A 24,302-nucleotide genomic window follows, 5' to 3' on the forward strand; every position below is an offset into this window, starting at 1 on the left:
TTGTTCGCGAGGATGATGAGCGTCGGCTCGCCCGAGCGCAGCACGCGCGCCACGTGCTCGATGCGCGCGGCGTTCGGCGTCTTGCGTCGGCTCACGGCGGGCGTCGGCAACACGCGTTCGGCTTCGGTGCGCTGCCACGACGTATCGCCGGGCAGAATCAGCGTGGCGATCTGGCCCGGATGCTCGCTGGCCTTCGCCACCGCCTGAGCCGTATCCCACGCGATACTGTCCGCCGACTCCGCGCGCCGAACCCAATGGCTCAACGGGCGCGCGAGACCTTCGATATCGGAGGTCAGCGGCGGATCGTATTTCAGATGCGACGCCGAATGCTCGCCCACCACGTTGACCATGCCCGACGACGCGCGCTTCGCGTTGTGAATGTTCGCGAGGCCGTTCGCGAGGCCGGGTCCGAGATGCAGCAGCGTCGACGCCGGCTTGTCCTTCATGCGATACCAGCCGTCGGCGGCGCCCGTGGCGACGCCTTCAAACAGGCACAGCACGCTGCGCATGCCGGGGTTGCCGCCCAGCGCCGCGAGAAAGTGCATCTCCGAGGTGCCGGGATTCGCGAAGCAGATGTCGACGTCCTGCTCGACCAGGGTCGCGACGAGACTTTCGGCGCCGTTCATCAGTAGCCCGCCATCTCGCGTGCGAGACCGACCACGCCATACGTGCGTTGCGGCGCGGACATCAGGAAGCGATAACCCTCTTCAGCGAGGCGGCGATGATTCTTCGCCGTCACGTGCGGATGGCCGACGATCACGTTGCGCTTCTTGCAGGTCTCGACGATCTGGCGCATCGCGTCGAGCACTTCCGGATGCTCGTACTGACGCGGCAGGCCCAGCTCCTGGGACAGATCGCCCTCGCCGATCAGAATGAAGCCGATGCCCGGCACGTTGGCGAGAATGTCGTCGAGATTCTCGATCGCCTGCGTGCTTTCGCACATCAGACCGACAAGAATTTCACCGTGCGGCGCGAGCGGCCAGACGTCGGCCTTCTCGTAGTATTCCTGCATCGACAGACCCCAGTAACGCGCCGCGTTGGCCGGACCGTCGCCGCGCACGCCCTTCGGCTCGTACAACGGCGCATGCTTCGGACGCGCATAGCGGCACGACGCCACCGCGTTATAAGCCTGCTCGACGGTCGCGACGTGCGGCCAGATCACGCCATAAGCGCCGCGATCGAGCACCTGCTTGGCGAAGCTCTGGTTCATCTCGACGCCATTCGCCGGAATGCGCGCGATGGGCGTGACCTTGGTGGCCACCGAGCCCGACTCGGCAATCTGCTTGCGGTTGAGCAGGTACTGGAACGCATCGCCCAGCGCGCTCACGTCGTACGGGTTGTGCTCCATTTCGAAGACGAGGCCGTCATAGGGCGCGTCGCTCATCTCGATGGCGGTCTGCTTGTCGAGCTTGGAAAAGGCGGCGTGCGCGGCCTTGCCCGACTCGAGCGCGCGAATGATGCTGTTCAGGCGAATCGTGGACATGGGAATCTCTCTGTCTCGCTGCGCGTGCGCCGCTTTCTGTCACGGCGCACGCACCTGCTAATTAGTTTGGCCTACTGATCTTCTGTACTGGTCCAGCGTACTGCGTGCGATGCAATCCGCGCTCAGGCGAGCGACGGATACAGCGTTTGCGCCGTCTTGCCGAAAATCCAGGCGCGATCGTCGTCGCTCAGGCAGGCGAGACCGGCTTGTGCGTCCGCCAGAATCTCCGAGAGCTTGCCCGGCGAGGTCGGGAAATTCGAACCCCACGCCATGCGCTGCGCACCGAAAGCTTCGACCACGCGCGGGAAGAACGTCTCAGCGCTGGCCTTTTCCTTCTTCACGTCGCCGAAAATACGCGGCGTGAGCTTCATGTAGATGTTCGGCAGATCGGCGATGGCGAAGAGGCTCGCCGCTTTCGCGTACGGTGCGCCGTCGAGCACGTCGGGACGACCCAGGTGGTCGAGAATGATCTTCGCGGTCGGAAACTTTTCGGCCAGCATGCGCACCTGGGGCAAGCCAATCGGGCCCGTCTGGATGCACATCGGCAGATTCAGTTCCGCGAGCATTTCCCACGCCTTGAAAGACTTGGGATTGTCGAGTTCGCTCGGATCGAAATCCTTGGTCGAGCCGCCCGTGAAAATGCGCAGACCGGCGAGGCCTTTATCGGCCCAACCCTTGATGACGGCGGGCACGTCGTCGGCCAGCATGTCGACGGAACCCACGGCCACGAGCCGGTCCTTATACTGGTTGCAGCCGTCGACGACGTAGCTGTTATCGAAGCCGTAAGTCGTCGACGAGTGGACGACGGCGGCTTTCGCCACGCCGGCTTCGTCCATCGCCTGAATCAGCGCTTCGACCGTGTTGGGACGCTCCTGCGACCAGTCCGAACGCTTGCCGAACAGCGGTGCGGGCGGATAACGCTTTTCATCGTCGGAGATGATGTGCGGATGAATATCGATGTAGTTCATGGTGTGCGTGATGTGCGTGCTAGACGTCGAACAGCGGGCGCGATTACAGGCCGCGGGACTTGAGAAGCGCGTCGAGGCGCGGATACACGCGGCGCGCGTTGCCTTCGAAAATCGCGTGACGATCGGCGTCGCTCAGCGCGTCGCAGGCGTCGACGTAGCGCTTGGTATCGTCGAAATACTCGCCGGTATCCGGATCCCGGCCGCGCACGGCGCCAATCATTTCCGAACCGAACAGCACGTTGCTCGTCGGCACAACCTTGGTGAGCAGTTCCACGCCCGGATGGTGATACACGCAGGTGTCGAAGAAGATGTTGTTCAGCAGGCCTTCGAGCGGACGATCCATCATCTCCAGCGACATGCCGCGATAACGACCCCAGTGATACGGCACCGCGCCGCCGCCGTGCGGAATCACGAGACGCAGCGTCGGGAAGTCCTTGAACACGTTGCCTTGCAGCAGCTGCATGAAGACGGAGGTATCAGCGTTCAGATAATGCGCGCCGGTACCGTGATGGCAGGCGTTGCACGACGCGGCCACGTGAATCATCGCGGGTACGTCGAGATCGCAGAGCGCTTCGTAAAGCGGATACCACTCGCGGTCCGTCATCGGTTTGCCGGTCCAGTAACCGCCGCTAGGATCCGGATTCAGATTGCAGCCGACAAAGCCCATTTCCTCGACGCAGCGGCGCAGTTCCGCGACGGAATTCTTCGGCGGCGCGAGCGGCGATTGCGGCAGCTGGCAGACCGGTACGAAGTTGTCCGGATAGATATCGCAGACGCGGCGCACGAGGTTGTTCGACACTTCAGCCCATTCGAGGCTGGTGCGCTCGTTGCCGAGGTGATGGCTCATCAGGCCGGCGATCGGCGAGAACAGCGTGAGGTCGCCGCCGCGCTCTTTTTGCAGGCGCAACTGGCCGTTGCCGACGCCTTCGCGAATTTCGTCGTCGCTCACGTGAGCGCCCGAGAGCGGCGGCGCGTTGGCCGGGTCGTTGGCGGCGGCGATCTGCTTCGCGCGCCAGTCGCGGAACGAAGCGGGAACGGTCGTGAAGTGACCGTGGCAATCGATGATCATGATGTGGTCCGTGCGGAAATCTGGGGCGTACGCGCCTCGGGCGCGTACCGAGCTAGCATCAGGCGCGAGACTTACACGCGCGGATCGACGAACAGTTCGTCCATGGCCATGCGGCGCGGCGTGAGACCCTGCTTGAACGCCGTGGCTTCGAGCGCCTCGATGGTCTTGCGGTTTTCCTCGATGCCGTACGGCAGCGGATCGTGACCGACGATCTTGCGCAGTTCCAGATACTTCTTGTTCTTCTTGTCGTTCAGTTCACCTGCGTCGAGCTTCGCGAGCCAGTCCTTCTTCGCCTTGTCGAAAGCGTCGTAGATCGACTTGGCGACCCACGGATGCTCGGCCAGCACCGAATCCTTCACGACGATCGTGCCGTGCATCGGATAAACGCCCGTGCGTGCGTAGTATTCGGCTTCGAGTTCGGTGGCGTTCGGCAGCAGATCCGGATAATCGGCTTCGACTTCCTTCCAGCCGCCCGTCGGGTCGCCGGTGCGGCCGATGCCCGCGTTGCCGTGGAAGCCCGCGACGAGCTCGCCCTTGGCCATCATCTCGGCGAGCGAGGTGCCGGCCGGCGTGTGAATGACGTTCGAGGGCAGCTTCAGTTGCGTGACGTGTTCTTCGTCGTCGACGACCCAGGTGACCTTCGAGGTGTCGAGACCGAATTCGTCGATCAGCACCTGGCGCGTCCACACGCCCGTCGTCACCGAGTAGGCGCGCACGCCGACCTTCTTGCCTTCGAGATCCTTCGGCGTCTTGATGCCCGCGTCAGGGCGCACCAGCAGGCCTTCATGGTGGAAGCGGCGCACCACGAAGATCGGCAGCGCGACGAAAGGAGCGCCATAGGCGCGCGCGATGATGTAGGTGGTGGGTGCCAGTTCGCAGACATCGAATTCCACGTCGCGGACCATGCGGCGGAAGGCGCCGATCTGCGGCTGGACGGTGATGAATTCAGCGTCGACGCCTTCGATGGGGATCGAGCCGTCGCGGATCGCAGCCGTGTGCGGGTGGTCGGCGATGGCGAGCGTCAGGTGGACTTTCTTGGTCAATTGAGTCTCCGTTGGAGTTAGGTGTCGGGCTGCGCGCGCTGGTTTGGTTCGCTTGCCCTTTTTGCACAATCCTGCGTTGGTGGAATCATCTTGCTATGCGGCGGTTACGTCTATTGAATTAACCTGCGGGGGGGTTAACTGTTTGGTAAAGGCCCTGCGGGGCTGGTGTTTTTGGGGGGGCTTTTTTGGGTTTTTTTGGGGCGGGTTGAGGGTTTGGTTATAGGGCGCTTTTTTTGGGTTGGGTTTTTGGTGGGGCTCTTGGTGGGGTTTTTGCGCTTTGCGTTGAATCCTGTTTTCTTGGCGGTCTGCACGCGTTGCCCCTGTGCGGGGCGGCACCTACTTTTCTTTGCAGCGGCAAAGAAAAGTAGGCAAAAGAAAGCCGCTCACACCGCTAATGCTTCGCCGTGTTTCACTCGCCTTCCCTCAAAGTGGTGCAGGAGCGTCTGTCGCCCCGCGCCCTCACACGAAGTGACAAGGCTCTCTCACATCCCGTTGCGCGCAAAGCGCGCAACGGCCGGGTATGCGAGGGAAGGCGGGGTACAAACCAGGTTTGCGGGGCACTCGCAAACCTTCGGTTTGCGCTATGCCCGACGGGGCGCGAAGCGCCCCCGGATGAATGACGGCTTTGTCACCGAGTTGAGTGGTGCGAGGTCACAGACGCCCCGGAACCACTACCAGCGAAGGTGCGAGGTGGACGGCGTCACACTGGCGGTTTGAGCGGCTTTCTTTTGCCTACTTTTCTTTGCCGCTGCAAAGAAAAGTAGGTGCCGCCCCGCACAGGGGCAACGCCTGCATACCGCCACGAAAACAGGATTCAACAACCCAAAAAACAAACCCAAAAATCAGGCACCAGCATGCGCCCGAACAAGCACCCGACTCCCCTCCCCCTTAAGCCTCTCAGCCACCTCCCCCAAACAATCCACCATCAACATAGCACTAGGCGTAAGCCCCCGATTCCGATTCCACAACACGCCTGCAGGCCGCAACAACCTCGGCAAACTCAACGGCAACGTATGCAACGGCTGCGCAGAATCCCCAGCCGGCGTCCCCGCCATCACCGCAATAAAATCCGAAATCTGCAAATGCGCCCGCGCCACATGCACTGAAAGCGTCTCGATGTAGTTATTGGTTAACGGCACATCATGCGCTTCGAGCGCCCGCTCCAATGGATCCCGCAATATCGACCCAAGCGGCGGCAATATCCACGGAAACGGCCGCAAATCGGCCCACGTCACCGTCTTGCGCCGTGCAAGCGGATGATGCCTCCCGGTCATCAACGTAACGGGCTCCTCGATCAGTTCCTTCTCTTCGAAACTGCCAAGCGTATCCGGCGGCGGCAAACGCCCCACCACCAGATCGAGCCGTCCCTGCCACAACTCGGGCAGCAGCGACGCCGTCGTGCCCTCCGTCACCATCACATTCGTGCCAGGCGAACGCTGCTTCAGCAAAATGAGCGCCTGCGGCAATAACACCGACGCGGAAGCCGGCAACATGCCGATATGAATCTTCCCTTCGGTTCCCGAACTCAGCGCCTTCAATTCATCGCGCGCGAGATGCAGAATCGTCAGCATTTCGCGCGCGTGGCGAATCAGGCAATCGCCATACTGCGTCGGCACGAGCCCTTGCGCCGTGCGCGAAAAGAGCGTCAATCCTATGCCGCGTTCGAGTTCGGCCAGAGACTTCGACACAGCCGGCACCGTCACGTGCGTAACGTCAGCCACCTGAGTCAGATTGCGGTAAGTGTCGATCGTCACCAGCAGGCGCAGATGCCGCGCCTTCAGGTTGATCTGCAGGTACCAGTCGAGTGCGGACACGTAGCGGTCCTCCGCGGTTTCACCATCGCTTGCGGGCAATATGCACGGGCGGCGGCGCAATCGCGTTCGTGCGCCGCCGCCCGTGCCTTCGTATCATTCCTTGGGTTCGAGCGCGTGCAGCGTCATGCCCAGCGAAATCGACGTGAAATAGCCCACCGTCACCAGCAGTTCCGCGATCACGGCGCGGCCGAGCGCCGCGTCGTAGCGCGCGAAGCGCGCGTCGTCGATCTGTGCGCCGGCAAGGATGTCACTCACCGCATCGCAGACGAGGCCGAAGCGGTCTTCACCGGCTTGCGGGCGACGCTTCTCCACGATCGCATTCACCACCGCTTCCGGCACGCCCGATTTCAATGCATGCCGCCGATGATTCGCAATCACATAAGGCGAATTCCAGAACACCGCCGTCGCGAGAATGGCCACTTCACTTTCCGCTTCGCTGAGCACCGGCGAGCGGTCGACGTGCGTGCCGATAATCTCCATGCCCGCCGCGAGATTCGGGTTATGCAGCCAGATATTGAACGGCGTGGGAATACGTCCGCGCCCTTCGCCGAGACGCGCAATCACTTTCTTCTGCTCGTCCGACGCCTGATCCGGGTCGATGCGTTCGAGTCGGTTTTTCGTCATGGTAGGTCCTTGCACTATGCGTCGCGCTTGCCAAGAGCGCGCAAATTCAGAAAAGGCTGCTCGGCCAGGGAATATGGATGATCCGATCGAACACGCCGTAAATAAGCGCCGTCACGCAGGCCGCGAGTATCAAACTCAGCTTCCACGATTCGCGTCCTTCGAGCCGCATATACGCCACGATCACGATCGGCACCGTGGGAATCATGCCGATCAACGACATGCAGACGAGAAACACCACGAACCAGCCGAAGAATTTCGCCGCGCGCAGCAGCGTCACGCTATTCGGCAGTTTCTCGCCGTGATCGCCCGATACGTCCATATGGATGCCGCCGCCTGCGCCTGGCGCGCCCGTCTTTGCCGGTACGAAAAAGACCTTGTAGAGCAGGCTCGTCGATCCCGCGATCACGAGAATGCTCGCGATCACCGTCGGGCCGATACGTGCCATCAGCAGCCAGCTTTGCGACGTCACCAGCATGTATGCGCCGATGCCGATAAAGAACACGTAAGCGAGATCTTCGAGCTTGAATGCGATCTTGCCGCTCGGACGCATACGCGCGAGTTCGCCGCTGCGCAGCGCGTTGAATAACGGCCGGAAAAACACCAGCGCCGCCAGCGCGAGCAGCACCATCACGACCGGTCGCGTCACCCAGTCGGTGCCGTAACGCACGAAGGAAATGGTCATATAGCGCTCCATCAGCACGCCCAGCACGAGGCCGAGAATCACCGGCGGACGCGCCCACTTCAGGCGCTTCATGGTCCAGCCGATCACACCCGCGATCAGCAGCACGAAGAGATCGCCCCAGCTACGCGAGCCCTGAAACGCGCCCACGTAAATGATCGGCATGATGACGGGCAGAATCAGCGTGTAGCGCAGCGTCGAAATGCGTGCGAACTGGCCGCTGAGCAAAAAGCACAGCCCTGCGCCGAAGATATTCGCGAGCGCAATCGACCACACCATCGAATAGGTGAAGTCGAGGTGCTTGGTCAGCATGTCGGGGCCGGGAATGAAGCCGTGCACCATCATCGCGCCGAGCAAAATGGCCTGCGCCGCGCCGCCCGGTACGCCGAACGACAGCATCGGCACGAGGCTGCCGCCTTCGCGCGCGTTATTGGCCGCTTCGGGGGCGATCACGCCACGCACGTCGCCCGTGGTGAAGGTCAGCTTCGCGTTCTTCGAAGTCTGCAGCGCATGACCGTACGCAATCCAGTCCGTCACCGCGCCGGTAATGCCCGGCACCACGCCGAGCAGCGCGCCCAGACCGCCGCAACGCAGCACCAGAAACCAGTTTCGCAGACTGTCGATCACGCCCTGGCGCATGCCTTCGCGCGAGCTGAATTGCACGTTCTCCGCAATCGCCGTGCGTCGAATCGCGAGTTCGCACAATTCCGGCAGCGCGAAAATGCCGAGAATGATCGGCACCAGCGGAATGCCATCTTGCAGATACAGAATGCCGCCGGTCCAACGCATTTGTCCCGTTTCGACATTCGTGCCGATCATGCCGACCAGAATGCCGAAGCACGCCGCCACCACGCCGCGCAGCGGCGCGTTGCCCGAAAGCGCCGCGACCATCGATACGCCGAAGATCGTCAGCCCCAACATCTCCGGCGTGCCGATCGAGAGCACGAACGGACGAACCAGCGGCAGCGACACCGCCAGCATGAGCGCGCCGATCAAACCGCCAAGCAGCGAGGATGTATAGCACGCACTCAACGCGCGCGAGGCTTCGCCGCGTTTCGTCATCGGCAGGCCGTCGAGCACCGTCGCCTGCGAGGCCGCGTGACCCGGCACGCCGAACAGCACGGCCGGAATCACGTCCGATGTGGTGATGACCGACGCCATGCCGAGCAGCATCGCGAAGGCGGCGTACGGGTCCATCGTGTACGTGAACGGCACGAGCAAGGCAAAGCCCGTCAAGCCGCCGATACCGGGCAGCAAACCAATCGCGAGCCCGACCATCACGCCGAAGACAAGAAAGATCAGCCGGTTGAATTGCAATATCGTCGACAGCGCATGGCCTGCTGCCATTAACGTTGCGTCGTTGAAAAATTCCATGCGTCATCCCGATGAAAGAGCACGCACGGCCCGCGTGATTCACGCCCAGGCCGCGCTGCGAAGATCGAGCAAATCGAAGCGCATGTCGCCGCCTCGACCGTCGACCTCACGACGATTTCAGCCAGCCAGCTGCGGATACAGCACCTTCGCCGTGCGGCCCCAGATCCACGCGCGCTCCTCGTCGCTCAGCGCCGCGAAACACGCATTGCCCTGCTCGATCAGCGTCTTCAGCGGACCCGCCGATGCCGGATAATTCGAACCGAACGCCAGATGGTCCGCGCCAAACACCTTCACCAGATGCGGGAAAAACGCGTCGGCGCCGCCCGGCGAGTTCTGCGCGATATCGAATGTGCGCGGCGTGATTTTCAAATACACGTTGTCGTATTTCGCGAGCGCGAACAGATCGCCGCAACGCGCATACGGCGGCCCGTCTTCGAGATCGGGACGGCCGCAATGATCGAGCGCGATCTTCACGGTCGGAAAGCGCTGCGCCAGTTGCGCCACCATCGACAAACCTTCGGGCGTCGTCTGAACAACCATCGTCATGCCGATTTCCGCGCAACGCTCCCAGATCGGAAACGTCGCCGGATTGACGAGCCAGCTGCCGTCGCTTTGATGCGTCGCGCCCCCCGTGAACAGGCGAATGCCGCCCATGCCGTTCGCGAGCCAGTGATCGAAGGTCTTGAGCGCATCCGGCGCGAGCAGGTCGAACGAATACACGCCGGTAAAGCGCTTCGGGTCTTGCGCCACGCTGTCGGCCACATAGGCGTTGTTGTGGCCGTACGTGGTCGACGAATGCACGATGGCGGCCTTGGCCACGCCCGCTTCATCCATTTCGGCGATCATCTGTTCGAACGTGACCGGGCGCGTCGCCGACCACTTCGAACGATGACCGCTTTGCGGCGCAATCGGATAACGAACCGTATCGGTCGAAATGATGTGCGGATGAATGTCGATGATTTCGTGTGTCATGCGATGAACCTCTCGGTGATTGACGGTCATTTACCCCGAGGAGGTTCATGACGTACGCGATTCAAATTCGGGTCACGGCCGCGCGCGGCGCGTAACACGCTTGCGGCGGTACCGTAATTAATGGGCGCTGAAGATCAGCTTGCGGGCACTTTCGATTTGCGGCGCGGGTGTGGCGTAGAGTTTGCTGACGATCTGCTCGACCGCATTGCCGTTAATCGGATCGATCGGATAACCCGATTTCTTCATCGCATCGATAAAGTCGGGGTCGGCGATCGTTTTGGCGAATGCGGTGCGCAGCGCATTCAAACGGTCTTGCGGCACGCCTTCCGGCACGGCAATCGGGCGGCCCGCATCGAACGGCATCAGAAACAGATTGAACAGCGCCTTCACATTCGGATCGGTGATGTAGCTGCTCAGATTGGGTGCGTCGCCAAACGGCGCGGGACTGGTCCAGCCCAGATGCAGCAGCACCTTCATCTTGCCGTTCGCGAGCAGGCGCACCGGTTCGCCCTGCTGCAAGCCATCGAGCGTCGAAGCCCAGCCATCCACTTCATCGCGCTGCATCGCGAGATACACTTCGCCGCGTCCGGTATAGCCGGGCACGATGCGCATTTTCGCGCCGAGATATTCGTCGAGCAGCGCGGGCAGCGTGCGGTCTTCGTTGGCGAAACCCGTTGCGCCCACATACATCGTCTTCTTCGTGAGATCGTTCATGGACGTCACGCCCGAGCGCGACATCGAGACGATGCAGTATTCGACCTTGTTCAAACTGCCGAGCCAGCGCACCTTGCGCGGATCGAAACGATTCTGGCGCGGATCGAGCAGCGGAATATAGAGGTTATTGCGCTGGAGAAAGCCGATTACCGAGCCGTCGTCCGGCTGCCGGGTCTGCAGCGACGCGGCGGCCACCATGCCGCCCGCGCCCACGACGTTCATCACCACCGCGCGCGGTTTGCCGGGAATGTAATTGACGAAGAAGCGCGCAAACTGGCGGGCGATGATGTCGGTGGGCGTGCCCGCGTCGGCGCTGACGACGATCGTCAGAATCTTGCCGTGATAAAAGTCTTCGACCGACTGGCCAAATGCGGGTCCGGTAATCGCCATCGCGGCAATGCCCAGAAACGCCGCGCACGCGCGTATTGCGGTCATCCACTTCATGCTCGTACCTGTCTCCGCTCATAATCCGCGATTCGCCGATAGCGGCCTGCATCGCGTTGTCTGCGTTCATCGAATTAGTGAACGCATTCAAATTCTGCCAGCCCACCGACAGGGGTCAATTGAGAAAATCGGCCCCGGGTTTGAGCAAATGGTTAAGGTAAAACGAGACTCAACAGGGAACGCAAACCGGCGCGATACGAGAACGCGGGCGCAAGAGGGCGAGCCCGCGCGAATGGCGGGCGGCAGGATAAACAAGTGGTAAAACGGCGGAAAACCCGCGAAAAACGGGCGTCAGGCCGCCGCTTCGCGCGTATTCGGGCTTTTGTCGGCGAGCCGTTGCGCGGCTTCTTCCAGACACGCCACCATCAATTGCGCGCTGGGCGTCAGGCCGCGATTGCGGTTCCACAGCACGCCCGCGGGACGCAGCAGTCGCGGCAGGCTTAACGGAAGCGTATGGAGCGGTTGAGTGGGATCGTTGGCCGGCGTGTCGGCCATCACGGCGATGAAATCGGACACCTGCAAATGCGCGCGCACGACGTGAATCGAGAGCGTTTCGATGTAATTATTCGAGAGCGGCACGCCATTCACTTCGAGCGCGCGTTCGAGCGGGTCGCGCAATATCGAACCGGGCGGCGGCAAGATCCATGGATACGGATGCAGATCGGCCCATTTCAGATTCTTTTTACGCGCGAGCGGATGATGCCGGCCCGTCACCAGCGTGACCGGATCTTCGAGCAATTCCTTTTCTTCGAAACTGCCGAGCGTGTCCGGCGGCGGCAGGCGGCCCACCACGAGATCGAGGCGGCCTTGCCAAAGCTCGGGCAGCAGCGAACCGGTCGTGCCTTCGATCACCACCACGTTGGTGCCCGGCGAGCGCTGTTTCAGCAGGCTCAGCGCTTGCGGCAGCAAGACCGACGCCGACGCCGGCAGCATGCCGATATGCACCTTGCCCTCGGCGCCCGAACTCAAGGCTTTCAATTCGTCGCGCGCCTGATGCAGGATGGTGAGCATGTCGCGCGCGTGACGAATCAGGCACTCGCCATACGCCGTGGGCACGAGGCCTTGCGCCGTGCGCGAAAACAGCGTCAGTCCCATCCCCTTTTCGAGTTCCGCCAGCGCCTTCGACACCGCGGGCACCGTGACATGGGTGACGTCGGCCACCTGGGTCAGGTTTCGGTACGTATCGATCGCCACCAGAAGATGCAAATGCCGCGCCTTCAAGTTGATCTGCAAGTACCAGTCAAGCTCTGACAAGTCTCCACCTCTGCCGGTTTTACAACTTCGTTAAGTCTCGAGCCATTTTACTCAATTGCCTCGGGGGACAGTTCGCTGGCACGATCGCGCTGCGCGCCCTGGCGCCCTCGCCATTGCCCGCCGTTATCGCTCGCAGGCCGCTTGAACACGCGCCCAGCGGGGCTTTGCGGCCTCTCTGCGTCACGACACGCCAGGCGGCGCGCAAGGGTTATCCCTGGCGAATTCGATTCGCCGACTCAACCACGAGACGCCGGCCCACCGGCATGCGGAGACATCCGATGACACCATCATTCAGCCGCCGGCGCTTTCTGCGCGGTGTGGGCCTGCTGGGCGCGAGTGTGGCGGCGAGCGGCCTGGCCGCGCCTTACCTCGCACGCGGCGCGAGCGCGCCGATCCGGATCGTCAGCAATCCGGGGCTGGAGAACGCGACGCTCAATGCGTTAATGGCTGAACTCGGTTATTTCAAACGCTTCGGCGTGAATGCGCAGATCGTCGAGATTCCCGGCGTGCATGGCCCGCTCGACGCCATGGCGGCGGGCGCGGGCGACGTCTGCATGGTGTCGGGCTACAACCTCGTGCTGTCGCGCATTGCGCAAGGCGCGCGAGTGAAGATCGTCGGTGCGGGCATGAAGCGATGCGCCTTGACGGTGTTCGCGCGGCCAGACGGCGCAACGACGCTCGCGGACCTGAAACACAAGACGGTCGCCGTCGGGCCCGAGCGCGGCTTGCTCCATTCGCTGATGGTGCAGCTTTTGAAGGCACGCGGCATCGACTATTCGCAGGTTCGTTTCGTCGATAAAGGCAGCAACGACGATTGTCACGCGGCCGTGGTCAAAGGCGAAGTCGACGCGAGCTGTTCGAGCATTTCGCATTTGAACGATCGGGATGGACTCGTGGTGATTAACGACGGCAATATGTGGCAGGCGCTGCCGCACTGCATTTTCCAGACCGCCTACGCCTCGGACGACGCGATCCGCAACAAGCACGACGACATGGTCGCCGTCATGGCCGCTTATGGCGCGCTCTATGAATTCCTGATGTCGCCGGACTCGCGTGACGCCTTTTTCGCCGCGCGAAAACACGCGCAGAAACGCTTCGACGCGGAATCGGCGCAAGCGATCTGGCAATTCAACGAAACGCAGCGTCCGTATTCAAAAGATCTCTCGCTGACCGAAGCCGATATTGGTTATCTGCAGGATATGTATATCGGCCTCGGCAGCCTCGATCGCAAACAGGATTTCGCGGAAGTGGCCGATATGTCGGCGGCGCGTGAAGCGGCGAAACTTCTCGGCTGACTTGCCTGATTCACAGCCCGGATGTGGCGTAACGCTGCGATCTCAGGGCTGCGCCACGCCGCGCGCCTAGAACGTGTGCCGGATACCCGCAATCACGGAGAGTTGCGAGCCGCCGGCCGGCGGCGTCGCCGTGGGCGAAATGGTGGTGGCCGAAAGCGCGAGATTGCCGTCGTTATGAATATGCTCGGCGGTCACATACAGGAAGGTGGCCTTCGAAAGCAGATATTCGCCGCGCAGCACGAAAACCAGCGCCTTGTTTTCGGAGTGATCGTACTGTAGATGCGCGACCATGCCGTCGACGTACAGGAACGGCGTGATCGGCACCGTGCCGGTCACCCACAGCAGATTACTCTTGGGCGTGGCAATGCCTTCGTCGTCGCGGCGAATCCAGCCCACGCCGAATTTCGCGCCCCTGAACTTGAAATAACCGCCCAATGTAAAGCGGCTGTCCGTGAGTTTCGGCGACGTCAAACCGCCCCACGTGGCCGACGTGCCGCCGTAATTGCGTTCATACGAACTCGCGACGCCCCAATAACCACCGTCGTATTTCATCATCGCCGAATATTCGCGGCATTGATTCGACGGCGACGTTTCACCCGGGCAATTAGTGGCGACCGAACTGTTGCCCGATTCCGCGTCGCGTCCAAAGCTGTAATTCACGCCGCCTTCGAGTGCACCGGCAAAAAAGCGGTAACTCACGGAATTGTCGGCGCGTGCGTTGGCAATGCCGTTATCGAGCGTCGTGAGGCCTTGCGCGCCCGTGCCGAACGGGTTGATAAACGACGTCGCGAAGAAACGCATCGTGTATTGGCGGCCGAATGTAACGCGTCCGAATGGGCCGTCGAGGCCGACATACGACTGGCGGCCGAACAGCCGTCCGCCCTGCCGCGACGCGCCGTTATTCGGCTGAAAACCACCCTGCAAATCGAAAATGGCGCGCGTGCCGCCGCCCAGATCTTCATTGCCGCGAATGCCGAAATACGAGGTGGCGGTGCCGTCGCCTTCACGAAATGCACTGGTGGTGGCGTTTTTGCCCTTCGCCACGTTATTGACGTATTCCAGACCTTGATCGATCAGGCCGTACATCGTGACCGAGCTGGTACCGAACGGTTGAAACTGGGCCGCGTTACTGCCGTCGGCGAAAGCGCAAACGGGCGTCATGCTCATCAACGCCGCGCCCGCGCATAGTGCGGATCTACACTTCATGATCGTCGCTGTCTCCAGGATTCGAGTCATCGCAGGCCTTTGCGGCTCATCGGCGCCCATGTGTGCGCCGCCGTGACTCATGTAATCGCTTTGTTTGTAATGCCCTGAAATTTTGCCTGTGCAGCGCCGCCGGTCCATTGAGAAAAACGGCCGGTCATGTGAGCAAATGGTTAAGGCACGCGCGCGAAAAACGGAAGGCGGAAAGCGCAAACCACCCGGCGCACAGTCATGCCTGTGCGCCGGGTGCGTCTGATTGAAGCGCGAATGTGCGTGAGTCGCGGCCGGCCTGAATTAAAACCGATGCCGGATGCCCGCGATAGCCGACGTCTGAGAGCCGCCTTCGGGCGGCCCCACGACCGGAATGATCGTACTGGCCGACAATGCGAGCGCGCCGCTATTCTTGATATGCTCGCCCGTCACATAAAGCGCCGTGTTTCTCGACAGCGTATAGACCGCGCGCAAGACGAATATCACGGCTTTATCGGGCGTGTGATCGTATTTGAGTTCCGCCACTTCGCTGTCGAACGAGAGCGCCGGACTCACCGGTACCGTGCCGGTTACCCACACGAGATTGCTTTTCGGCGTCGATATGCCTTCGTCGTCGCGACGAATCCATCCCGCGCCAAAACGCGCGCTGCGAACGTTGAAATACGCGCCGAGAATAAAGCGGCTGTCCGTGAGTTTCGGCGATGTGAGACCGCCCCATGTCGCCGACGTGCCGCCGTAATTGCGCTCGTATGCGCTGACGATCCCCCAGATGCGGCTTTCGTATTTGAGCAGCGCCGACCATTCGCGGCATTCGTTCGACGGCGACGTCTCACCCGGGCAATTGGTGGCGACGACGCTGTCGCCGTCCACGGCATCGCGGCCGAAACTGTAATTCACGCCGGTTTCGAATCCGTCGATATGGTAACGGTAGCTGATCGAGTTATCCGCGCGCGGATTCGCAATGCCGTTATCGAGTGTCGTCAGGCCTTGCGCGCCGAATCCGAACGGATTGATCGGCTTGATCGCATAAGCGCGCATCGTATATTGGCGGCCGAATGTCAGGCTGCCGAAGTCGCCCGCCACGCCCACATACGATTGCCGCCCGAACAGGCGTCCGCCCTGGCTCGCCGTGCCGTTGCTCGCCTGGAATCCGCCTTCGAGATCCCAGATGGCGCGCAGGCTGCCGCCCAGCGCTTCGTTGCCGCGAATGCCGAAGAACGAGGTGTCCGTTCCCCAGCCGGTTCGCAGGCTGCTGGCCGTGCCTTTGCCCACCGCCTGCCCGGTAATGTATTCGACGCCTTCGTCGACCGAGCCGTAAAGCGTGACGGTATTCTCGCCGCCCAGCACCCACGGCGGGGATTCCGTCGCCCATGCCGACGATGAACCGACGCATGTTCCGATGAGCGACGCACAGATAAAAATCGCGGACCTGTACCTCATGGCCGTCTTTATCCTCATGTAATAGTTCACGCAATCCATCCGCGCGACATGTGTCGCCGATGCATTGCGTTGTCTCCGTTTGTGTGAGGATTTTGCCAGCGCGGCCGCGCGGGTCGATTGAGAAAAGCTGCCGCTCGCTTGAGCGAATGGTTAACGCGGAAAGACGCACGGCGCGCTGAACGACCGTGCGGAATTGAGGATCTGCGGAGTGGAATTAATGCGGCTAAATCAAAACGCCGGATGCGCCCTATCGCGTCATCCGGCTGATTCGGCTCATTCGGCTCATTCGGTTAATTCTGCGCTCAATGCTGAACGCCCCAGCGACGCACGGTCAGCCGTTCGAGCGTATCGAAAACCAGATGCTCGACGAGCAGGCCAATGAGGATCACCGCTGCGAGCCCGGCGAACACACGATCGGTATACAGCTCATTGCGATTCTGGAAGATGTACCAGCCCAGGCCGCCCTGCCCCGCGCTCGCGCCGAACACCAGTTCCGCCGCGATCAGCGTGCGCCATGCAAAAGCCCAACCCACGCGCAGGCCCGCGATGATCGACGGCAACGCAGCCGGCACCAGAATGAGCGCGACGTGGCGCAGGCCGCTCAGTCCGTAATTGCGTCCCGCCATGCGCAAGGTGGCGGGCACGCCCAGAAACCCCGTGTACATATTGAGCGCAAGCGGCCAGAGCACGGCGTGCACGAGCACGAACAGCAGACTGCCCGTGCCGAGTCCGAACCAGAGCAGCGCGATGGGCAATAGCGCAATCGAAGGCAAGGGATTGAACATCGCGGTCAGCATGGAGAGCAGATCGCGGCCCGCACGCGTCGACACGGCCAGCGCCGTGAGCGCGAACGCGAGCACCACGCCGATGGCATAGCCGCGCAACAACACGGACAGCGAAATCGCGGTCTTCTCCAGCAACTCGCCGCTCAGGATGCCTTGCACGAACGCCATGAACGTCGCGCCGAAAGTCGGCACCAGCAGATCGTTGTTCACGATGCGCGCGGTGATCTCCCACGCTGCGATCAACAGCAGCGCGATCAGCGTGCGCCTCAACCAGCTTGCATCGGAAAGACGCTTCGCGAGCGGCAGCGGCACCGAATCGCCGCCGGGCGGCACGGGTTGCAGTGTGCGTTCGTATTCCTCGCGCACGGGCGGCAGCGGCGGCAGGGCCGCGCGATTCGGCGTGCTCATGCGTGTGCCTCCGCGTTGATCTTTTCTTCTCGGTTCGCTTCTGCGTTCGCTTCTGCGTTCATTTCCGTCTCGAACAACAGGCCGTGAATGCGCGCGACGTTCGCGCGAAAGCCTTCATCGTCGAGACTGGCGTGCGACCACGCGTGACTGTTCAGCTCCGCGCGCACGCGTCCCGGATGCGCTGAAAGCAGCAGAATGCGATTACCCACCACCAGCGCTTCTTCGATCGAATGCGTGACGAACAGCAGCGTGAAGCGTTCGTCGTCCCAGAGGCGCAGCAATTCCTCCTGCATCTTGCGACGCGTGAGCGCGTCGAGCGCGGCGAACGGTTCGTCCATCAGCAGCACGCGCGGCTGCATCGCGAGCGCGCGTGCAATCGCCACACGCTGCTTCATGCCGCCCGAAAGCGTGTGCGGATACGCATCGGCAAAGGCCGCAAGGCCGACCTTGTCGAGATAATGCAGCGCGCGCGCCTTCGCCTCGGCGCGCTGCAGCTTGCGGGCCACACGCAACGGAAACGCGACGTTCTCCACCACGGTCTTCCACGGCGGCAACTGATCGAACTCCTGGAACACGACGACGCGATCCGGACCGGGGCCGCGCACGCGCTGACCGTCGAGCGCGATCGTGCCGCCGACGGGTTCGATAAAGCCCGCGATCGCCTTGAGCAAGGTGGACTTGCCGCAGCCCGACGGCCCCAGCAGCACGAAGCGGTCGCTGCCGTAGACGTCGAAGCTCACGTCGTGCGTGGCGCGCACGATGCGCTCGCGACTACGATATTCGAGGCTGACGCCGTCGATGGCGAGCAGCGGGCCGCCAGCATCGGCGATAGGGGACGCGTAGCCCGGCACGGCGCGCGGCGTGCGCTGGCCGAAGGCCGCGTCGGCGTCGCCCGCTTTCGGCGCGGCGCCTTCCAGGCCACGGCGCGCCAGCGGCGCGTGGGCCCCGAGTCGGGAGGGTGTGACTGTCACGATCGGAACTCCAGCAGAGAAAACGTCAACATACGGGCAGCCGCCGCGCATCCCAACCAAGGAATCGCCATATCCAAAACACGGCGATGCATAAACGCCGGTTACGGCGCTTCAGCAGGCGAAATCAACACACGAAATCGGCACGCGAAATCAACACGCGGAATCAGCTACCGCCCGCCGTCGCCGGATCGTCGAAGAAATAATCGCGCCAGCTTTTGGGCTCGTTGCGGATCGCGCCGGTGCGATACATGAATTGCGCGAGCGGCAGCGTGTTCTGCGGCGCCGTCTTGAACTGCACCTGCGGATCGCGCAGGATCTTCAGCAGCAGATTGCGGTCGATCTTCGAACCATTCACGCGGATATAGATATCGGCGGCTTTCTCGGGATCGGTCGAAATCAGATGAGCCGCGTCGGCGAGCGCCGCCACGAAGGCGTGATAGGTTTTCGGATTCTCGTCGCGGAATTTCTGCGTGGTGTAGAGCACCGTCGCCGAACTCGGGCCGCCGAGCACATCATAGGAATTCAGCACGATATGCGCCTTCGGGTTCCCGGCCAGTTCCTGCTGCTGGAACGGCGGATTGCCGAAATGGGCCGTGATGACGTTGCTGTTCGCGATCAGCGCAGCGGCTGCATCCGGATGCGGAATGGCCTGCGTGAGCTTGTCGAGCCGGTCGACCTGCTTGTCGCCCCACTGCTTCGCCGCCGCGTATTGCAGCACGCGCGACTGCACGGAAACGCCCACGGCGGGCACCGCAATGCGATCCTTGTCGGTGAAGTCGGCCACGGTCTTGACGTTCGGATCGGTGCTCACGAGGTAGTACGGCAGGTTGCCGAGCGAGGCCACGCCCTTCACGTTCTGGCGGCCGTGCGTGCGGTCCCAGACGGTCAGCAGCGGGCCGACGCCCGCGCCCGCGATATCCACCGCGCCCGAAAGCAGCGCATCGTTGACGGCCGCGCCGCCCGAGAGGCGAACCCAGTCGACCTTGATGTCGACGCCGGCCTTGCGCCCTTCCTGCTCGATGAAGTGCTGATCGCGCGCGACGTTGAGCATCAGATACACCACGCCAAACTGTTCGGCGACGCGAATCGTGCCCTCGGCGCGCGCCGGTTGCGTCGCGGCCAGCGTGCCGGCGGCGAGCGCCACGGAAAGAGAAGGCGCAAACGCGCGGCGCAAGGCGTGCGCGGCGCGAGACAGGAACGGCATAGGCGTACCCCGTGATAGTTGTCTGAGTGAGTTTGAAAGGCGCATGTAACTTGCCGATAGAGGCCAATCTAAATGCGCCTGCTGCACCTGACAACGAAGCAAATCCGATACGTTTATCCAGTCGAGTCATAAAGCCGCTGCTAACGCATACAAGGGCGCGAACCTATGCGCGCTCGCATCGGCCACAATGAAAAAGCCACGACAAATGCCGTGGCTTTTCATTGCTATACGCGTGAATATCGCGTGCGTGGCTGCCGGTCAGAAGCCCAGATCGCCGCCGCCAGGCACGCCGCCCGGCGCAGGCGCGGTCGCCGCCTTGGGCGCTTCGTGAACGGTCGCATCGGTCGTCAGCAGCAGCCCGGCCACGGACGCCGCGTTTTGCAGCGCCGTGCGCGTGACCTTGGTCGGATCGAGCACGCCCTTTTCGACGAGGTCGCCATACTGGCCCGTCGCCGCGTCGTAACCGAAATTACCCGAGCCTTCCGCCACGCGCGCCGCCACCACGCTCGCCTCTTCGCCCGCATTGGTCACGATCTGGCGCAGCGGTTCTTCGAGCGCACGCAGCACGATCTTCACGCCGGCGGTCTGATCGGGGTTGCTGCCCTGCAGATTGAGAATCGCCTGGCGCACGCGAATCAGCGCCACGCCGCCGCCCGGCACGATGCCCTCTTCCACCGCCGCGCGCGTCGCGTGCAGCGCATCGTCCACGCGATCCTTCTTTTCCTTCACTTCGATTTCGGTCGCGCCGCCCACCTTGATCACCGCCACGCCGCCCGCGAGTTTCGCCACGCGTTCCTGCAGCTTCTCGCGATCGTAATCGGAGGTCGCTTCTTCGATCTGCACACGAATCTGCTTCACGCGCGCTTCGATCGCCGCCGCTTCGCCCGCGCCATCGATCACCGTGGTGTTTTCCTTGCCGATCTCCACGCGCTTGGCCTGACCGAGTTCGGCGAGCGTGGCCTTGTCGAGACCCAAGCCGGTTTCCTCGGCGATCACCTGACCGCCCGTGAGGATCGCGATATCTTCGAGCAGCGCCTTGCGACGGTCGCCGAAACCGGGCGCCTTCACCGCGACCGTCTTCAGCACGCCGCGAATATTGTTGACGACGAGCGTCGCGAGCGCTTCGCCCTCGATATCTTCCGCGATCAGCAGCAGCGGACGCCCGGCCTTCGCCACCTGTTCGAGCACCGGCAGCAGATCGCGGATATTCGAAATCTTTTTGTCGTGCAGGAGAATGAACGGATTGTCGAGTTCGGCAATCTGCTTATCCGCGTTGTTGATGAAGTACGGCGAAAGATAGCCGCGATCGAATTGCAGACCTTCGACCACGTCGAGTTCGTCGTCGAGTGACTTGCCGTCTTCCACCGTGATCACGCCTTCCTTGCCCACGCGATCGAGCGCTTCCGCAATGCGCTGGCCGATCGACTCTTCGCCGTTGGCCGAGATGGTCGCGACCTGCGCGATTTCCTTGCTCGTGGTGGTCGGCTTGCTGATCTTCTTCAGCTCCTCGATCGCCGCGCTCACGGCCTTGTCGATGCCGCGTTTCAGATCGAGCGGATTGAGGCCGGCCGCCACGTATTTCTGCCCTTCGCGCACGATCGCCTGCGCCAGCACGGTGGCCGTCGTCGTGCCGTCGCCCGCGGCGTCGCTGGTTTTCGACGCGACTTCCTTGACGATCTGCGCGCCGATATTCTGCACCTTGTCCGCGAGTTCCACTTCCTTCGCCACCGACACGCCGTCCTTCGTCACGACCGGCGAGCCGAAGCTGCGTTCGAGCACGACGTTGCGTCCCTTGGGACCGAGCGTGACTTTCACGGCGTCGGCGAGAATGTTCACGCCTTCGATGAGTTTGCTACGGGCGATGTCGCCGAATACGATGTCTTTCGCTGCCATGATCGATGCTTCCCTCAGGATTGAACGACTGCGACGATGTCTTCTTCGCGCAGCACGAGCAGTTCGTTACCGTCGACTTTCACGGTCTGACCGGCGTATTTGCCGAACAGCACGCGGTCGCCCACGTTGAGATCGGGCGCGATGCGGCGCCCGTCGTTGTCGCGCCGGCCGGGACCGACGGCGAGCACTTCGCCCTGGTCCGGCTTTTCGGCGGCGCTATCGGGAATCACGATGCCCGACGCGGTTTTGGTTTCCTGATCGAGTCGCTTGACGATCACGCGATCGTGCAATGGGCGCAGGCTCATGGGCGTAGTCCTTTAACGTTATCGGCGATGGGCTGGCACTCGTTCAATGCGAGTGCTGATGGAAAACCGAGTATAGAAAACGCCTTCGCCGCGCTCCAATAATGGATTGGCAATTCGATATCGCGCGAATCCTGCAATCGATATGGCGATGCGTGAGTTGAATAGAAGGCGAATCGAAGGCGCGAAAAAAAAGCGAACGGCGCACCGTTCGCTTTAACGAAGTCCTCCCGTTCGGATCGAACGAGGGCCATCCCCAGTTTTACTGCATGTATTGCTCGTTTCCAATCAAGCCGATCTTCGTCGCGCCTTCACGCTGCGCGGCCGCCAGCACTTCAGCCACGGCGCGATACGGCGCGGCTTTATCCGGCAGCAGATGAATCTCCGATTGATCGGCTTGCGCCGCCACGTCGGCCATATGCCGTTCGAGATCGGCGTGATCCTGAAGATGCGCGCCGTTCCAGGCGAGCGCGCCGCTTGCGTCGATATCGACCTGCACGACCGGCGGCGGCGCGGCGGGCGGCGGCGGATCGCCCACGGGCAGATTCATTTTCACCGAGTGCATCTGGATTGGAATCGTGATGATCAACATGATCAAGAGCACGAGCATCACGTCGATCAGCGGCGTGGTGTTGATATCCACCATCACGTCCGGTTCGTCGCCGGAACCCTGGTTCACCTGCATTCCCATATCTGTTTCCTTCGCTCGCGCTCAACCGCCGCGCGCGGGCGGCTGCGTGATGAACGACACCTTCGTGATGCCCGCGCGCTCGCAATCGGTCACCACGCGACCAATGAACTCGTAGCGCGTGGACTGATCGCCGCGCACGTGCACCTCGGGCTGCGGATCGCGCTGCGAGACCGTCTTCAGTTGCGCAAGCAGCGTGGGCGAGTCGACGCGTTTTTCGTTCCAGAAGACGTTGCCGTCCTTGTCGACCGCGATCTCGATCGCGTCCGGTTTGGTCTGCAGCGGACTCACGGTTTCCTTCGGCAATTGCACGGGCACCGTATGCGTGACCACCGGAATCGTGATGAGAAAGATGATCAGCAGGACGAGCATGACGTCGACGAGCGGCGTCGTGTTGATGGTGGCGATCACCTCGTCTTCGCCACCGTCCTGAGCTACGTTCATGGCCATGATGACTCTCTTCGCGCGCTCAGCCCGCGTTGGCGACGGCGCGCACGTTGCGCTTGCGGCCCGACAGCAGCACCGTATGCAGTTGCGCGCCGAACGTGCGCACGCGCTCCATCAGCGACTTGTTGCGGCGCACGAGGAAGTTGTAGCCGAGCACGGCCGGCACGGCGACCGCGAGGCCGATGGCGGTCATGATGAGCGCCTCGCCCACCGGACCCGCCACCTTGTCGATCGATGCCTGACCCGCGATGCCGATCGCCGTGAGCGCGTGATAAATGCCCCACACGGTGCCGAACAGGCCGACGAACGGCGCGGTCGAACCGACCGTCGCGAGAAACGCGAGACCGTCCTGCAGGCGATTGCCGACGTTGTTGATCGAGCGGTCGATGCTCACCTGAATCCACGTATTGCGGTCCACTTCTTCGAGCAGCACTTCGTCGTGATGCTCGGCGGCATCGATGCCGGTTTCGGCGATGAAGCGAAACGGCGAGCGTTCGTCCAGTTGCGCGGCGCCTGCCGCGAGCGACGGCGCTTCCCAGAGTTGCTGATCCGCCGACTTCGCGCGGCGATTGGCGCGCGCCTGTTCGACGAACTTGGTGACCATGATGTACCAGCTACCCATCGACATGGCGACCAGCACGAGCAGCACGAAACGCGCGACGAAGTCGCCGTTCTTCCACAGCGCGTCGAGGCCATAGGGGTTCGCGGTCTCCACGCCGGCGGCTTGTGCCCACGCCGTGACGGGAATCGCCGCCGCCACGGCGACGACGGACAGGGCCGCACGCGCGGCAAACTTCGATTGCTTGTTCATCAGGACTCCAACATTAAAGACAGCAGCGGCCGGCGTGGCGCGTATCGTTTTGAACGCGCCTGAATCTTCCTCGCCGACTCACCGTAAATTCAGTTCAGATTGAACGAGAACGGCACCTGCACGCGCACCGGCTGACCCTGCGAAATGCAGTTGAACCGCTTGACCGCATTGAACGCCGCGCGATCGAGCAACGGGTCCGCCGACTTTTCGACTTTCTCGTCGGTCACATGACCTTGCGGATCGACCACGAACGAAATCAGCACGTCGCCCGTGATGTTGTTCTCCTGCGCTTCCTCCGGATACGTCATGCTGGCGCGCACCTTGTCCGAGTTCGGACACACCACGCCCGCTTCATGACTCACCGGTTTGGGCGGGGCGGGCGGCGCGACGGGCGCGGGCGGCGTGGGCGCCGGAATCACCGCCGTC

23 protein-coding genes are annotated in these 24,302 nt (G+C 62.3%); 1 reads left to right on the forward strand and 22 read right to left on the reverse strand.

Going from position 1 to position 24,302, the window contains the following annotated elements; translation table 11 throughout:
• The 11 genes from G3N97_RS22150 to G3N97_RS22200 form a co-directional block, all read right to left on the reverse strand.
• Positions 1–626, reverse strand: a 626-nt coding sequence (locus tag G3N97_RS22150; RefSeq protein WP_277397756.1) for a thiamine pyrophosphate-binding protein, incomplete at its 3' end; no start/stop codon positions are given.
• The gene (locus G3N97_RS22155) at positions 626–1,483 is read right to left on the reverse strand and encodes an aldolase/citrate lyase family protein (RefSeq protein WP_065060446.1); all 858 of its coding nucleotides are present in this window, start codon (positions 1,481–1,483) and stop codon (positions 626–628) included. The genes G3N97_RS22150 and G3N97_RS22155, both read right to left, overlap by 1 nt.
• A gap of 122 nt (positions 1,484–1,605) precedes the next feature.
• On the reverse strand, positions 1,606–2,451 hold the full coding sequence (locus G3N97_RS22160; protein WP_065060445.1) for an amidohydrolase family protein: 846 nt from the start codon (positions 2,449–2,451) through the stop codon (positions 1,606–1,608).
• Positions 2,452–2,494: 43 nt separating this feature from the next.
• Positions 2,495–3,520: an amidohydrolase family protein gene (locus tag G3N97_RS22165; RefSeq protein ID WP_074986271.1), complete on the reverse strand. Its 1,026-nt coding sequence runs from the start codon at positions 3,518–3,520 to the stop codon at positions 2,495–2,497.
• 71 nt (positions 3,521–3,591) lie between these two features.
• A complete protein-coding gene (locus G3N97_RS22170; RefSeq protein WP_065058852.1) occupies positions 3,592–4,563 on the reverse strand; it encodes an ABC transporter substrate-binding protein in 972 nt (323 codons plus the stop codon).
• A gap of 842 nt (positions 4,564–5,405) precedes the next feature.
• Positions 5,406–6,377: a LysR substrate-binding domain-containing protein gene (locus G3N97_RS22175; RefSeq protein WP_205995129.1), complete on the reverse strand. Its 972-nt coding sequence runs from the start codon at positions 6,375–6,377 to the stop codon at positions 5,406–5,408.
• Between the two features lie 93 nt (positions 6,378–6,470).
• Complete coding sequence (locus tag G3N97_RS22180; protein WP_205995130.1) at positions 6,471–7,001, reverse strand: carboxymuconolactone decarboxylase; 531 nt, start codon at positions 6,999–7,001, stop codon at positions 6,471–6,473.
• 46 nt (positions 7,002–7,047) lie between these two features.
• Complete coding sequence (locus tag G3N97_RS22185; protein ID WP_241030751.1) at positions 7,048–9,027, reverse strand: tripartite tricarboxylate transporter permease; 1,980 nt, start codon at positions 9,025–9,027, stop codon at positions 7,048–7,050.
• A 144-nt stretch (positions 9,028–9,171) separates the two neighbouring features.
• Positions 9,172–10,026: an amidohydrolase family protein gene (locus tag G3N97_RS22190; RefSeq protein WP_205995132.1), complete on the reverse strand. Its 855-nt coding sequence runs from the start codon at positions 10,024–10,026 to the stop codon at positions 9,172–9,174.
• Between the two features lie 117 nt (positions 10,027–10,143).
• A complete protein-coding gene (locus G3N97_RS22195; RefSeq protein ID WP_241030752.1) occupies positions 10,144–11,175 on the reverse strand; it encodes a hypothetical protein in 1,032 nt (343 codons plus the stop codon).
• A gap of 300 nt (positions 11,176–11,475) precedes the next feature.
• The gene (locus G3N97_RS22200) at positions 11,476–12,390 is read right to left on the reverse strand and encodes a LysR substrate-binding domain-containing protein (RefSeq protein WP_231957476.1); all 915 of its coding nucleotides are present in this window, start codon (positions 12,388–12,390) and stop codon (positions 11,476–11,478) included.
• 326 nt (positions 12,391–12,716) lie between these two features.
• Between G3N97_RS22200 and G3N97_RS22205 the strand changes: the two genes are divergently transcribed.
• Positions 12,717–13,733: an ABC transporter substrate-binding protein gene (locus G3N97_RS22205; protein ID WP_205995134.1), complete on the forward strand. Its 1,017-nt coding sequence runs from the start codon at positions 12,717–12,719 to the stop codon at positions 13,731–13,733.
• 66 nt (positions 13,734–13,799) lie between these two features.
• Here G3N97_RS22205 and G3N97_RS22210 read toward each other — a convergent pair whose 3' ends face one another.
• The 11 genes from G3N97_RS22210 to G3N97_RS22260 form a co-directional block, all read right to left on the reverse strand.
• Complete coding sequence (locus G3N97_RS22210; RefSeq protein WP_205995135.1) at positions 13,800–14,939, reverse strand: porin; 1,140 nt, start codon at positions 14,937–14,939, stop codon at positions 13,800–13,802.
• 291 nt (positions 14,940–15,230) lie between these two features.
• The gene (locus G3N97_RS22215) at positions 15,231–16,406 is read right to left on the reverse strand and encodes a porin (protein ID WP_346778105.1); all 1,176 of its coding nucleotides are present in this window, start codon (positions 16,404–16,406) and stop codon (positions 15,231–15,233) included.
• A 263-nt stretch (positions 16,407–16,669) separates the two neighbouring features.
• Positions 16,670–17,560 (reverse strand): ABC transporter permease, encoded by an 891-nt coding sequence (locus G3N97_RS22220; RefSeq protein WP_205995137.1) that lies wholly within the window; start codon positions 17,558–17,560, stop codon positions 16,670–16,672.
• A complete protein-coding gene (locus G3N97_RS22225; protein ID WP_241030753.1) occupies positions 17,557–18,591 on the reverse strand; it encodes an ABC transporter ATP-binding protein in 1,035 nt (344 codons plus the stop codon). Before G3N97_RS22225 ends, G3N97_RS22220 begins: the two co-directional genes overlap by 4 nt.
• Before the next feature lie 103 nt (positions 18,592–18,694).
• Complete coding sequence (locus G3N97_RS22230) at positions 18,695–19,735, reverse strand: ABC transporter substrate-binding protein (protein WP_205995138.1); 1,041 nt, start codon at positions 19,733–19,735, stop codon at positions 18,695–18,697.
• Between the two features lie 258 nt (positions 19,736–19,993).
• Entirely contained in the window at positions 19,994–21,628 is a 1,635-nt protein-coding gene (groL, locus tag G3N97_RS22235; RefSeq protein WP_205995139.1) for a chaperonin GroEL, read from the reverse strand.
• A 14-nt stretch (positions 21,629–21,642) separates the two neighbouring features.
• Positions 21,643–21,933, reverse strand: coding sequence for a co-chaperone GroES (groES, locus tag G3N97_RS22240; RefSeq protein ID WP_065058839.1), 291 nt, complete (start codon positions 21,931–21,933; stop codon positions 21,643–21,645).
• Positions 21,934–22,192: 259 nt separating this feature from the next.
• Positions 22,193–22,621 (reverse strand): biopolymer transporter ExbD, encoded by a 429-nt coding sequence (locus tag G3N97_RS22245; RefSeq protein WP_074986894.1) that lies wholly within the window; start codon positions 22,619–22,621, stop codon positions 22,193–22,195.
• Positions 22,622–22,642: 21 nt separating this feature from the next.
• A complete protein-coding gene (locus tag G3N97_RS22250) occupies positions 22,643–23,068 on the reverse strand; it encodes a biopolymer transporter ExbD (protein ID WP_205995140.1) in 426 nt (141 codons plus the stop codon).
• Positions 23,069–23,087: 19 nt separating this feature from the next.
• On the reverse strand, positions 23,088–23,876 hold the full coding sequence (locus G3N97_RS22255) for a MotA/TolQ/ExbB proton channel family protein (RefSeq protein ID WP_065058836.1): 789 nt from the start codon (positions 23,874–23,876) through the stop codon (positions 23,088–23,090).
• A gap of 89 nt (positions 23,877–23,965) precedes the next feature.
• A partial coding sequence (locus tag G3N97_RS22260; RefSeq protein ID WP_205995141.1) for an energy transducer TonB occupies positions 23,966–24,302 on the reverse strand: 337 nt, incomplete at its 5' end.

The sequence above is a fragment of the Paraburkholderia sp. Ac-20347 genome (genome assembly GCF_017104805.1).
GTDB lineage: Bacteria > Pseudomonadota > Gammaproteobacteria > Burkholderiales > Burkholderiaceae > Paraburkholderia > Paraburkholderia tropica.

What these genes read in the sequence shown, in the direction of transcription:
- G3N97_RS22155 (WP_065060446.1), bottom strand. Translation starts at nt 1,483, where the DNA reads ATGTCCACGATTCGCCTGAACAGCATCATTCGCGCGCTCGAGTCGGGC.
- G3N97_RS22185 (WP_241030751.1), bottom strand. Translation starts at nt 9,027, where the DNA reads ATGGCAGCAGGCCATGCGCTGTCGACGATATTGCAATTCAACCGGCTG.
- G3N97_RS22180 (WP_205995130.1), bottom strand. Translation starts at nt 7,001, where the DNA reads ATGACGAAAAACCGACTCGAACGCATCGACCCGGATCAGGCGTCGGAC.
- G3N97_RS22215 (WP_346778105.1), bottom strand. Translation starts at nt 16,406, where the DNA reads ATGGATTGCGTGAACTATTACATGAGGATAAAGACGGCCATGAGGTAC.
- G3N97_RS22250 (WP_205995140.1), bottom strand. Translation starts at nt 23,068, where the DNA reads ATGGCCATGAACGTAGCTCAGGACGGTGGCGAAGACGAGGTGATCGCC.
- G3N97_RS22220 (WP_205995137.1), bottom strand. Translation starts at nt 17,560, where the DNA reads ATGAGCACGCCGAATCGCGCGGCCCTGCCGCCGCTGCCGCCCGTGCGC.
- G3N97_RS22165 (WP_074986271.1), bottom strand. Translation starts at nt 3,520, where the DNA reads ATGATCATCGATTGCCACGGTCACTTCACGACCGTTCCCGCTTCGTTC.
- G3N97_RS22255 (WP_065058836.1), bottom strand. Translation starts at nt 23,876, where the DNA reads ATGAACAAGCAATCGAAGTTTGCCGCGCGTGCGGCCCTGTCCGTCGTC.
- groES (WP_065058839.1), bottom strand. Translation starts at nt 21,933, where the DNA reads ATGAGCCTGCGCCCATTGCACGATCGCGTGATCGTCAAGCGACTCGAT.
- G3N97_RS22230 (WP_205995138.1), bottom strand. Translation starts at nt 19,735, where the DNA reads ATGCCGTTCCTGTCTCGCGCCGCGCACGCCTTGCGCCGCGCGTTTGCG.
- G3N97_RS22245 (WP_074986894.1), bottom strand. Translation starts at nt 22,621, where the DNA reads ATGGGAATGCAGGTGAACCAGGGTTCCGGCGACGAACCGGACGTGATG.
- G3N97_RS22205 (WP_205995134.1), top strand. Translation starts at nt 12,717, where the DNA reads ATGACACCATCATTCAGCCGCCGGCGCTTTCTGCGCGGTGTGGGCCTG.
- G3N97_RS22210 (WP_205995135.1), bottom strand. Translation starts at nt 14,939, where the DNA reads ATGAAGTGTAGATCCGCACTATGCGCGGGCGCGGCGTTGATGAGCATG.
- G3N97_RS22195 (WP_241030752.1), bottom strand. Translation starts at nt 11,175, where the DNA reads ATGACCGCAATACGCGCGTGCGCGGCGTTTCTGGGCATTGCCGCGATG.
- groL (WP_205995139.1), bottom strand. Translation starts at nt 21,628, where the DNA reads ATGGCAGCGAAAGACATCGTATTCGGCGACATCGCCCGTAGCAAACTC.
- G3N97_RS22160 (WP_065060445.1), bottom strand. Translation starts at nt 2,451, where the DNA reads ATGAACTACATCGATATTCATCCGCACATCATCTCCGACGATGAAAAG.
- G3N97_RS22190 (WP_205995132.1), bottom strand. Translation starts at nt 10,026, where the DNA reads ATGACACACGAAATCATCGACATTCATCCGCACATCATTTCGACCGAT.